The sequence below is a fragment of the Flavobacterium azooxidireducens genome (genome assembly GCF_023195775.1).
In the GTDB taxonomy this organism is placed as follows: domain Bacteria; phylum Bacteroidota; class Bacteroidia; order Flavobacteriales; family Flavobacteriaceae; genus Flavobacterium; species Flavobacterium azooxidireducens.
Genome location: NZ_CP096205.1, coordinates 236,157 through 248,616, shown reverse-complemented (window position 1 = coordinate 248,616; position 12,460 = coordinate 236,157). Strand labels below are relative to the sequence as shown.

General features: G+C 33.8%; 10 protein-coding genes. All 10 read right to left on the bottom strand.

Annotation, left to right across the window (positions count from 1 at the left end):
- Positions 1–48: 48 nt before the first annotated feature.
- Positions 49–426, bottom strand: a complete 378-nt coding sequence (locus M0M57_RS01110; protein ID WP_248434585.1) for a GxxExxY protein — start codon at positions 424–426, stop codon at positions 49–51.
- A 156-nt stretch (positions 427–582) separates the two neighbouring features.
- Entirely contained in the window at positions 583–1,401 is an 819-nt protein-coding gene (locus tag M0M57_RS01105) for a DUF4249 domain-containing protein (RefSeq protein WP_248434584.1), read from the bottom strand.
- Positions 1,402–1,404: 3 nt separating this feature from the next.
- On the bottom strand, positions 1,405–3,783 hold the full coding sequence (locus M0M57_RS01100; RefSeq protein WP_248434582.1) for a TonB-dependent receptor: 2,379 nt from the start codon (positions 3,781–3,783) through the stop codon (positions 1,405–1,407).
- A gap of 126 nt (positions 3,784–3,909) precedes the next feature.
- Positions 3,910–6,660 carry a YfbK domain-containing protein gene (locus M0M57_RS01095; RefSeq protein WP_326930592.1) on the bottom strand — a complete coding sequence of 917 codons (2,751 nt, stop codon included), beginning with the start codon at positions 6,658–6,660 and terminating at the stop codon, positions 3,910–3,912.
- Between the two features lie 2 nt (positions 6,661–6,662).
- Positions 6,663–7,163, bottom strand: coding sequence for an RNA polymerase sigma factor (locus M0M57_RS01090; protein WP_248436780.1), 501 nt, complete (start codon positions 7,161–7,163; stop codon positions 6,663–6,665).
- Between the two features lie 356 nt (positions 7,164–7,519).
- Positions 7,520–9,742 carry an NADP-dependent isocitrate dehydrogenase gene (locus tag M0M57_RS01085; RefSeq protein ID WP_248436779.1) on the bottom strand — a complete coding sequence of 741 codons (2,223 nt, stop codon included), beginning with the start codon at positions 9,740–9,742 and terminating at the stop codon, positions 7,520–7,522.
- Between the two features lie 251 nt (positions 9,743–9,993).
- Positions 9,994–10,344: a 50S ribosomal protein L19 gene (gene rplS, locus M0M57_RS01080; RefSeq protein WP_188362613.1), complete on the bottom strand. Its 351-nt coding sequence runs from the start codon at positions 10,342–10,344 to the stop codon at positions 9,994–9,996.
- Positions 10,345–10,581: 237 nt separating this feature from the next.
- Entirely contained in the window at positions 10,582–10,896 is a 315-nt protein-coding gene (locus M0M57_RS01075) for a hypothetical protein (RefSeq protein WP_248434580.1), read from the bottom strand.
- Entirely contained in the window at positions 10,871–11,398 is a 528-nt protein-coding gene (locus M0M57_RS01070; protein WP_248434578.1) for an O-acetyl-ADP-ribose deacetylase, read from the bottom strand. Before M0M57_RS01070 ends, M0M57_RS01075 begins: the two co-directional genes overlap by 26 nt.
- Before the next feature lie 17 nt (positions 11,399–11,415).
- Entirely contained in the window at positions 11,416–12,435 is a 1,020-nt protein-coding gene (locus M0M57_RS01065) for a Gfo/Idh/MocA family oxidoreductase (protein ID WP_248434576.1), read from the bottom strand.
- Between the last annotated feature and the right edge of the window lie 25 nt (positions 12,436–12,460).

Below are 12,460 nucleotides of genomic sequence, written 5' to 3'. Positions count from 1 at the left end.
TCTCACAGAAAACACAGAAAACACAGAAAATTTTGTGTAATTCGTTTTCTAATTAATAATTCTAATTATACTTTCTTTATCTTTCAGATAATCAGCGTTAAAATTTACTAGAAGCCCCAGTTTCTTATTTGTTAATTTCAAATAGGTTAACAATTGTTTTTTATGAACATTTTTTACTTCTTCAACTGATTTTATTTCAATGATAATGCTATCATTTACTAATATATCTAATCGATATCCTAAACCTAAATCTTTACTTTTATAAATTACCGGCAAGTTAAGTTGACATTTAATGTCAAATCCTCTTTCTTCCAATTCATAACACAATGCGGCTTCGTAAACACTTTCTAACAGACCTGGCCCCAGTTCTTTAAATACTTCAAATATAGCACTTCTTATTTCATAAGTTAATTCATTATTTTCCATTCATCTTATATTTTATAATTTCAAAAATATAAAAATGTATGAATTAATCTTATTAAATTCAACATGGGCTAAAATATATTTTTAATAAACAATCAAAAGTCACAGAATCTATTTCAGTGTTTTCTGTGCTTTCTGTGAGAAATTTTTAGAAAGAAATCACTCAATAATATACTCATTAATTTCTGTTTGACTCAATCTAAAATAACCCAACGCAAAATTATCAAAATTTGTTTGATTAACTATGTTACCTCGAACGGTGGAAGTTGGTGTGCTAAAGGGACCTGCATTACTTCCCGTTTGAGCCAAAAGTATGTTGAGGTAATTGAAATAATTTTGCGAAACGCCATTCATTGTAAATGTCAATGTATCACCTGCTACTAAATCTTCGCTAAAATATAATCCGAACATTTCATTGTCTTCAAAAAAGCGATCTTCCAAAACACCGTATTCCGGTATAACTTTATAAGGATCAAAAATTCCTAAAAAGTAAAAATTAGTCTCATTCGGAATGTCATTAAAGAAGAATTTTACTTCCACATCCTCGCCTAAAACACCGCCATCATTACGTTGTTCAACACGAATAACTTCTGGAGTGGCCAATAATCTTTCGGTTGAAGTATAGGTTTCACCATCATAAACAACAACTAATGTATACGTTTCATTTACAACCGGAACAAAATCAGCACAAATATATAAACCGGGTTCATCTAATTGTGTGAAAGTAAAAATCGTACCTTCACTATTGGTAATGGTTACAATTGCATCTGTAACCGGCGGAACTTCATCTGCAAAATAATTTGTTGTGGTTGATAGTTTTACAGCCTGAATATTTCCAGGCGTATTTCTTACCCAATTAATGGAAGCTTCGATTACTAATTTTGGCGGAGCTGTATTCAAATCAACATCCACAACTTCTTCGCATCCAAATGTTAAGAGACTGATTAATAGTAGTAAACTATATTTGAAATGTTTCATTACTTAAAATTTAAAATTATACGTTACACTCGGAACAATTCCGAAAATAGATAATCGAACTGCCTCATTTTTAGCTGTTTCATCATTTTGACGAAAAGTTATCGAAGCCGCATTTTGACGATTGTAAATATTATAAAAACCAAAAACCCATTCGGCTTGCCATTTTCTATCTTTGTTTTTGCGAGGTGTTAATGTCGCAGAAACATCCAAACGATGATAGGTTGGCAAACGATCTTCATTTCGAAGACCATAATTCGGAACAGTGATACCTAAATATTCATATTGACCATTTGGGAAAGTGACAGGTTGACCTGTTTGAAGGGAAAAATTAGCTCCAAAACGCCATTTTTCATTCAATTTATAATTTCCAACAATTGAAATGTCGTTTAATTTGTCGAAGCCTGTTTTGTACCAATTTCCGTTGTTAATTCCGGTTTCTTCAGGTGTTCTTCCCAACACTTGTTGTTCGGTTCTGGCTAAAGTGTACGATAACCAACCGTTGAATCGACCTGCATTTTTTCTAAATAAAACTTCTAATCCGTAGGCTCTTCCGCGGCCGTTTAAAACGACTCTTTCAATGGCTTCGTTGGCAATTAAATTAGCACCATCAATATAATCTACGCGATCTTTGATGTCTTTGTAATACGTTTCCACTTCAACAGAATAAGCATCATCTTTAAAATTTTGAAAATAACCAATAGCATATTGATCTAATAATTGCGGTTTCAAAAAGTTGTCACTTGGAGCCCAAACATCCAATGGAGTAGGCGATTGTGTATTTGAAATCAAATGCAAATACTGACTCATTCGGTTATAACTTGCTTTTACAGATTGATTGTCATTTAACGCATACGAAACAGAAAAACGAGGCTCTAAATTGTTGAAACTGGCAATCGTTTCATTTTTTCCATAGGAAACTGTTCCAATCGGAGTGGCACTTTCATAAATTTGAAAATCTGAATTAAAATTGACTGCTTGATTGTTTTCATACACATTCAACGTTTGCTCGCCTAAACGTAAAAAGTTACTGTATCGAAATCCATAGGAAACCGTTAGTTTTTCGGTTAATTGATGTTCGGCATCTACATAAACAGCCGATTCTAATGCATATTTTCTATCTAATTGGTCTTCATTAATGCCTGAATCCGGACGGCTAGGTTCAATTTTACCGGGATTAAAATCATAATAAATCGTATTTAAACCATAGGTTAATTTCAATTTATCGCTTAAATAATGTTTGAAATCGTATTTGAAGTTGTAATTTTTGATACCACTATTCCATTCGAAACCAACAAAATCCAATTCTAAGCCATAATAATAATCCGAATAAATGAACGACATATTGCTGAATAATTTATCCGAAAACAAATGATTCCATCGTAAATTCAATACCGCATTTCCATACGTATTCACAAAAGCATTATTCAAACTAAAGACGTCACGACCAAAATAACCCGAAAAATACACGTTGTTGTTGTCATTTATTTTGTAACTCAATTTTGTATTCAAATCATAAAAATAAGCGGAATTGTCATTATCAGTTAGTTTTAAAAATAGATGAGCATACGAACCTCTTCCTGCAACCAAAAATGAGCCACGGTCTTTTACAATTGGACCTTCCGCCATTAATCGACTGGAAATGATACCAATTCCGCCATTCACATGATATTCTTTACTGTTTCCTTCTTTTTGATAAATATCTAAAACGGATGATAATCTTCCACCATAACGAGCTGGAATTCCACCTTTATACAATTTCAAATCTTTGATTGCATCGGGATTAAAAACCGAAAACAATCCAAATAAATGAGAGGAATTATAAATGGTAGCTTCGTCCAATAAAATCAAATTTTGATCGGCTCCACCACCACGCACGTTAAATCCGGATTGACCTTCGCCGGCACTTGTGACACCAGGCAACGTGAGCAACGATTTCACAATATCAACTTCTCCTAACAAAACCGGCATTTCTTTGATTTCTTGGATGGAAAGTTTGTTCACACTCATTTCTGGTTTACGAATTTCTGCTTTGGCTTTTCGTTCGGTTAAAACGACTTCGCTTAATTGCTGACTCGATTCGAATAATGAAAAGTTTTTTCGAATGTTTTTATCTAAAACAATTGTTTCTTCAATGGTTTGAAAACCAACATAACTAATTTGAATTAAATAAGTTCCTTTGGATAAGGAAATGGAGTAAAAACCATATTCGTTGGTCGTTGCTCCCGATTTTGTGTCGGTTACAATGATGTTAACTCCGTAGAGTGATTCATTGCTTTTTTGATCGGAAATAGTTCCGCTAATCGTGAATTTTTCTTGTGCTTGTAACATCGTAATCGACGATAGAAGAAAGAGGAATGTCAGACTAATTCTTTTGAAAAACATAGACTACTTTTTTTAACAAATTTGATGAAATTTTTTCAGAAATTTTATACATCAGTTGTTAAAGTACGGTTAATAAAAAACCTGACAATTTGAGTTAATTGTCAGGTTTTAAGAGTAACCAATTTTTTATTTTACGGTTTCAACCAATCGGATAAACTCGGATTTGTAACCATCTTCATCAATTGAAATTCCTTTTTTTGCCAAGGTTTTGATGGCTTCACTGTCTTTATTATGAACTAATTTTGAATCTCTTAATTTCAATCCAAACCAAGCAACAGCGGACGAAAATTTAAAATCTTCGGATGAATTTTCAATCGGAATTGATTTATTCTCAATAACCTGAACCATTTCAATACTTTTTTCGCCATCCGGTTTTTTGTATCTAAATTTGATAGTAGCCAATTCATTACCAAAAACGGTTGAAGAATTTTCTGTTTTAGAATATTTTAAGTCAATTGGTTCTTTGAAAAAGTCGCTTTTTACGTTGGTCGGAATAATTTCATACAATGCCGTAACGGTGTGACCGCTTCCTAATTCGCCGGCATCAATGGTATCATTCACAAAATCTTCGTCTTTCAGTTTTCGGTTTTCATACCCAATCAATCGATAGGCTTGCACGTGTTGCGGATTGAATTCGATTTGAATTTTCACATCTTTGGCGATGGCAAACATCGACCCTTTGAATTCTTTTCCTAAAAAGCGATTGGCTTCTTGAATATTGTCGATATAAGCATAATTTCCGTTTCCTTTGTTGGCAATGGTTTCCATTTTGCTGTCTTTGTAATTGCCCATTCCGTAGCCTAAACAAGTTAGGAAAACACCACTTTTTCTTTTTTCTTCAATTAACGTTTGCATGTCTGTATTAGATGAAGCTCCCACATTAAAGTCGCCGTCAGTAGCTAAAATCACTCGGTTGTTTCCGTTTTTGACAAAGTTTTCCTGAGCAATTTTATAGGCTAATTCAATTCCTGCACCACCAGCTGTGCTTCCGCCTGCTTGTAATTTTTCTAACGCATCGATAATGGTCTTTTTATCGTCGCCCGAAGTTGGTGGTAAGACCATTCCGGCAGCTCCGGCATACACCACAATCGAAACTTTATCTTTTTTACGAAGCTGCTCTACCAAAATTTTCATCGATTGTTTGAGCAATGGTAATTTATTTTGTTCGTTCATCGAACCCGAAACATCAACCAGAAAAACTAAATTGGAAGCCGGTAAATTATCTGTTGGAATATTTTTTCCTTGCAAACCAACTTTCAACACTTTGTGATTGCTGTTCCAAGCACAATCGCTGTATTCGGTGTGAATGGAAAACGGATGTTCATTGGTTGGTTCAGTATAATTGTATTTAAAGAAGTTAATCATTTCTTCCACACGAACCGCATCTTTTGGCACGGTTTGCCCGTTGTTGATAAAACGACGAATGTTGGTGTAAGAGGCATTGTCAACATCAATCGAAAACGTAGAAAGCGGTGCGGTACTCGGACTCTCGAAGGCATTTTCTTCAAATGATTCATACGATTCATTTTGGATTGGATCATTAACAGGCCATTGATTTGGTGCTTGTTTTTGAGCTTCTTCTAATTCTTTTAGTTTCTTTTTGAGTTGTCTTTTGGAGAGTTTTTCAACTTTTCCGCTTTTGGAGGTGATGACGATTACGCCACTTCTTCCGGTACTTCCATATAAAGATGTGGCTGATGCATCTTTTAAAACCGTAATATCTTTGATATCATTTGGATTAAGCACTTGCATCTCTTTTTGGGAAATTGGACGTCCGTCTAAAATGATTAGTGGTTCATTTTTCGAGTTTATTGAATTAGTTCCTCTTAAAGTTATATTATTATTTCCCTTAAATTTTTTATTAGCATCATTAATATAGACTCCTGCAACTTTTCCTTGTAAAGATTGACTATTTGATTGCAGAGCTTCAGCTTTGACTTGAAATTCACCTTTATCAGATTTAGAGTTCCAAACTAAAGCCTTTTCTGAATTATTTCTTTTTCTATCTTTTTTTATTTCGCTTGAACTAATTTTAGTTGCAGTGCCGGTATAGGCTTCTTTGGTAGTTGTTCCATAACCTACAACGACGACTTCTTCTAATGTACTATCATCTGCTAACGCAATATTCAAATTAGTAGAACTATCAATTTTAGCTGTTTGCGTTTGCATTCCAACATAGCTAAACTCCAACGTTTCTCCTTTTTTGGCTTTGATAGAAAATTTACCGTCAAAGTCAGTATTAGTTCCTTTCGAAGTTCCTTTGATGAGAACTGTTGCACCTGGAAGAGGAACATTATAATTATCCATTACAACTCCGGTAATCATTCGTTCTCCAGTTAATTTATTTATTTCTTCGCTGGAAATTTTTACAGTTGGAATTTCTTTGGAAACTAATTTACTTTTTTCTTCATCTAAAGCAATTAAATCATTCAATTTCATCAAACTGTCATTAAAAACCGAAACCACTTGTTGTTCTTTTTTAATAGAATTTTTTAGGATTGATTCTTGAGAAATTGTTTCAGCATTTGAATTCTTTTCAAATTCAACTTCAGCAGAAACAACCACTTTTTCTTCCGGTTTCTCAATTTTTAAAGGAGAAACATTTTGAATTGTATCTTTATTTTCAATCACAACTGGATTTTCAATTGTAATAATTTCTTTATCCGATTTTAAAAAATGATAACCAATGGATACAAACAATAGGAGAGAAGCGGCAATAGCCCATTTTTTCCAAAGAACGATTACTTTTTTATCTTCTTTTTTATCTAATTTTTCTTCCACACGTGCCCAGACTTTTTCCATTCCGGGAAATGAATTAGATTCGGCATTTTTTGCCGCTTGTTGAATTTTATCGTATAATTTATCTTGATTTTCCATAACTATTTTGCCTTTTGATAATAAAAATTGTTCACTAACTCTTTCAATTTGGTTTTTGAAGCGTTCAATTGTGATTTTGAAGTACCTTCTGAAATACCTAATTGCAGTGCAATTTCTTTGTGTGAATAGCCTTCAATTACAAACAAATTAAAGATGGCTTTGCATCCGTCGGGAATCAGTTGAAGCAGGTTGAGTAAATCTTCCTCTTCCAAATCAGTAATTTCGTCCGTTGTGGGTTGCGAGGATAATTTGACATCTTCTAAATACAAATTAAAATTCACATTTTTTCGCAACGTGAGTAAACACTGATTGACTGTGATTTTTCGAGCCCAAGCTTCAAACGCGTGGTCTTCTTTTAATTGATCAATTTTGGTGAAAATAGTAAAGAATGCATCGGCCAAAGCTTCTTCTATTTCTTCCTCTTTTTTGAGATACCGTTTGCATAACTGATACAATTTGGGTCCCATGTGCTCATACACCTTCCGCTGGGCGTCTCGGTGCATTTTTCTGCAGGCTTGAATGATATTTTTTTCCATCACAATTGGTTTGCTTTCTTATAAAGAGCACAATAGTTGGCAAAAGGTTGGGAAGAACCTAAAACTTTTTTCGATTTTATAAATTTAGGGTTTAAAATGAAACAAAAAAAGACAACCGGTTAAGATTGTCTTTTTTTGTATAAAAATTATTTGAAATTATCGTCCCTTAAATATTACTATGTTAGATTGTGTCATTTCGACCAGCGGGGAAATCACATATCGTCAAGCAAATATGATGCTATCTACTTTATGTGATTTGCTTCGCCTGTTCGCTATTGCTCGGGTCTCCTTCGTCGAAATGACAAAGCAGTACATTTGTGTTTTTAGTTCAACTTCGCCAAAACAGCATTTAATGTTGAACTCGGACGCATCGCTTTTTCTAACAATTTAAAATCAGGTTTATAATAACCACCGATTTCTTGTTTTTTGCCTTGCGAACCAATCAATTCATCATTGATTTTAGCTTCATTTTCAGTTAATTCTTTGGCAATAGGAGTGAAGAGGTTTTTTAATTCTTCATCTTTATTTTGTTCTGCTAAAGCCTGAGCCCAATAGAATGCCAAGTAAAAATGTGAACCTCTGTTGTCAATCTGACCTACTTTTCGGGCGGGAGATTTATCTGTTTCTAAGAATTTTTCTGTGGCCAAATCTAACGTTTCTGAAAGAACCAACGCTTTTGCATTATTCAACGACTGGCCTAAATGTTCTAACGAAACACCTAGAGCTAAGAATTCGCCTAATGAATCCCAACGTAAATAACCTTCCTCGATAAATTGTTCCACGTGTTTTGGAGCAGAACCACCGGCACCGGTTTCAAATAATCCACCGCCATTCATTAACGGAACGATGGATAACATTTTAGCCGAAGTTCCAACTTCTAAAATCGGAAATAAATCGGTTAAGTAGTCACGTAAAACGTTTCCGGTTACTGAAATAGTGTCTAATCCTTTGATTATTCTTTCTAATGTAAAAGTAGTTGCATCAATTGGATTTAATATTTGAATATCTAATCCGCTTGTATCGTGATTTTTTAAATATAAATTTACTCTTTCAATAATTTGTCTGTCGTGAGCTCTATTGTCATCCAACCAAAAAACAGCAGGCGTGTTGGATAATCTTGCACGGTTTACGGCTAATTTTACCCAATCTTGAATAGGAGCGTCTTTCACTTGACACATTCTGAAGATATCGCCTTTTTCAACTGCTTGTTGCATCAGCACAGCACCTTCACCATTAATCACTTTCACTGTTCCATACTCAGCCATTTGAAAGGTTTTGTCGTGCGAACCATATTCTTCCGCAGCTTGAGCCATCAAACCAACGTTAGGAACACTTCCCATTGTTTTTGGGTCAAAAGCCCCGTGTTTTTTACAAAAATTAATTGTAGCGGTATAAATTCCGGCATAACATCTGTCCGGAATAATCGCTTTAGTATCTTGAGGTTTTCCTTCCTTGTTCCACATTTGACCGGAAGTTCTAATCATCGCCGGCATCGAAGCATCTACAATTACATCTGAAGGAACGTGAAGATTAGTAATTCCTTTATCCGAATTCACCATCGCAATCGCTGGGCCTTTTGCCATTGCTTCCGTTAAAGCAGCTTCAACTTCCGTTTGTTTTGGATGTCCGGAAATTTTATCATACACATCACCTAAACCATTTTTAGTATTTACACCTAATTCTTTAAACAGCTCGGCATATTTTTCAAAAACATCTGCAAAGAAAACATCTACAATCGCTCCGAAAATAATTGGGTCGGAAACCTTCATCATTGTTGCTTTTAAATGGACTGAAAACAAAACATTCTTCGCCTTTGCATCTTCAATTTCATTGGCAATAAATTGTTTTAATGATTTCAAGTTCATTACAGAACTATCAATAATTTCACCTGCTTTTAAAGGCGTAGTATCTTTTAATATTTTAGTTGTTCCATCTTTTGCTTCAAAAACAATTTTGAAAGTAGTTGCTTCGGGTATCGAAACCGATTGCTCACTACCATAAAAATCGCCACCGGTCATATGAGCAACGTGCGTTTTAGAATCGGCACTCCAAGCACCCATACTGTGCGGATGTTTACGAGCGTAATTTTTAACTGCTTTCGGAGCACGACGATCTGAATTTCCTTCACGTAGAACCGGATTCACTGCAGAACCTAATACTTTAGCATATTTAGCTTTGATGGTTTTCTCCTCTTCGGTTTGTGGATTTTCAACAAAATCAGGAATGGCATACCCTAATTTTTGTACTTCTGCAATCGCTTCTTTTAATTGAGGAACAGAAGCGGATATGTTTGGGAGTTTGATAATATTAGCTTCAGGAGTTGTTGCTAGTTGACCTAATTCGGCTAAATCGTTGTTGATTCGTTGGTCTTCTTTCAGATATTCAGCAAAATTAGCAATAATTCTTCCGGCTAACGAAATATCTCGGGTTTCAACGGATATGGCTGCAGGAGCTGTGAAGGCTTTTACAATAGGTAAAAAAGAATGAGTAGCAAGCATAGGAGCTTCATCCGTAATTGTATAAATAATTTTGGATTTTGACATGATGGTATTATTTGTTTGTGTTTGTTTGTAACATTTCCTGAAAAATCAGGATTACAAAGATAAGAAAAAGGAAGTGGAATTCAGGTAGATTCTACAAACGAAAACGATTGAATTATGGATATGATAATCTGAACTTTAAAAATTAGTAATTTGACAAAAAATGAATTAAAAATTGAGTGAGTTGTTAAATTTGACGGAAATAAAAAATCCCGTTCTGAATATCAAAACGGGACTTTTTATGATTAGAAAGTTGATTATCTTCTTCTTTCTTTGATTTTTGCTTTTTTACCTGTAAGGTCTCTGAAGTAGAAAATACGAGCTCTTCTAACTTTACCTCTTTGGTTAACTTCTACTTTTTGAAGTGCAGGCATATTAACCGGGAAAATTCTTTCCACACCAACAGCTCCTGACATTTTACGGATAGTGAACGTTTCTGTTGCACCTGATCCTCTTCTTTGAATTACAACTCCTTTAAAGAACTGGGTTCTTGTTTTTTCACCCTCTTTAATTTCATAATAAACAGTGATAGTATCACCTGCTCCGAATTCCGGAAAGTCTTTTTTTGTAACAAACTCGTCTTGAACGAATTTCATTAAATCTGCCATAACAATTAAGTTAAAATAGTGATTATCAGAGCAACATACACGATTATCGTCAGAGGTTGATCCAAATGTGGGTGCAAATTTACAATTTATTTTGAAATTACAATTAAATTGGTTGATTTTTATTTGATAAGCGTTTTGGTTTCTAATAAAAATAAGTAATTTTTTGTTTTAAAACGATTAAGGAATTAAGAGACATTAAGGTTTGATGTTCTTGAAAGCTTTACCATTTAAAACAAATTACTTTCCAATATAAATCCCTTTCTCGTTAGTTGTTAAGTCTTTTATATGTAGAAATTTATCTCTTGTAAAAATTCTATTTTCAATTTTAATTAGTATTGCAACAGGCTTCTCGCTTTTATAAATGGTGTCATTTTGAATTTGGCAATTTCCGGTATCAAAATTTATTGCGTCTCCAATTCTAAAACCATCATAGTGTTTCCAAAATCCAACTTCATAAAGTTCATTCTTTTGATTATTACACGATGAAAATATTAGTAGAGTCAAAAATAATAAAAGTGATTTTGAATTAGTTTTCAATGCTTTCCAATTCATTTTTTAGAATATTAAAATTTTCATCATCAAAACTTACAAGGATTATTTTTTCAATAGTATTTTCAGTTTCTAAAAAGTCTTTTATTGTTTTAATTGCAATTTTTGCAGCTTTATCTTTTGGGAATTTATAAATTCCTGTACTAATACTGGGAAAAGCTATTGTTTTGCAATTATTTTCAATCGCTAATTTTAGAGAATTAAGGTAACAGTTTTCGAGTTTTTCATTTTCTTTTTTGTTTCCTCCGTTCCAAACCGGTCCCACAGTGTGAATTACAAATTTTGAAGGAAGTTTTCCGGCTGTTGTAATAACCGCTTCGCCAACTTTGCAACCTCCTTGTTTAGCTATAATTTTTCGACAATCTTCTAAAATATTACTTCCACCTGCTCTATGAATTGCACCATCAACACCACCGCCACCTAATAATGAAGTATTTGCTGCATTCACAATAGCATCAACTTCAATTTTAGTGATATCTCCTTTTTCTACAATAATTCTATTCATTTCAATTATGGATTCTTTTACAATTGTCTATCATTCAATATTCTAATCTGCTCCAAAATCTCCTCATTCCTAACAGAAAACGGTTTTCCATTCCGAATACAATCAAACACTTCATCAAATAAACCATTAAAATTTCCTTTTTGAGATGGAATTCGTTCTACAATTGTATTATTATTTTCATCAACATAAGTCAATTTTCCCACTTTGTTTTCCAATTCCAATCCAAAATCAGGATGATTCGGAGCCATTCCTGCCATCAATTGATTTTCTTGCTCGTCACAAAAATCTTTAATGAAACTTCCTTTTGTGCCGTGAATCACAATTCCTGGAAGAACATCAAGTACGTGCAAACTCACAGTTATAAAAGCATTCACCTGATTCTCAAACAAAAGATGCACAAACGCATAATCATCCACTATAGTGCCATTTCGATACATTCCTTTTTGTATATAATGCTTTTTCGGTTTGCCAAAAATTGAAATCGCTTGATCAATTAAATGCGAACCTAAATCATATAAAATTCCGCTTCCGGGCAATTCATTTTCTTTAAATCCTTTCGCACTAATAGTCGGGCGAAAACGATCAAAACGCAAATGAACTTCAACAATATTTCCTAATTTACCTGATTTTATAATTTCTTTTGCAGTACAAATATCACTGCTCCAACGTCGATTTTGATAAATTAAAAGTTGTTTGTTAATCGATTTTGAAATCGTCATCAATTCCAAAAATTCTTCAGGTGTTGCCGTTGCTGGTTTTTCTAATAGTACGTGCTTTTTTGCTTGCAAACATTGCTTAGCCAATTCAAAATGCGTGTTGTTGGGCGTATTCACAACTACCAATTCAATTGAATTATCAGCCAAAAGTTCTTCTAACGAAGCATAACTTTTCACATCCGGAAAATCATTTTTTGCTTTTTGGTTATTTCGTTCTAAAACGGCATACAATTCAAAACCTTTATTCGTTGCTAAAAAAGGAGCGTGAAAAATTTTGCCGGAAAGTCCGTAGGCTAGAAGGGCAGTTTTGATGGGGGTCATTATATTTTTAATTTTTTAAATTTGA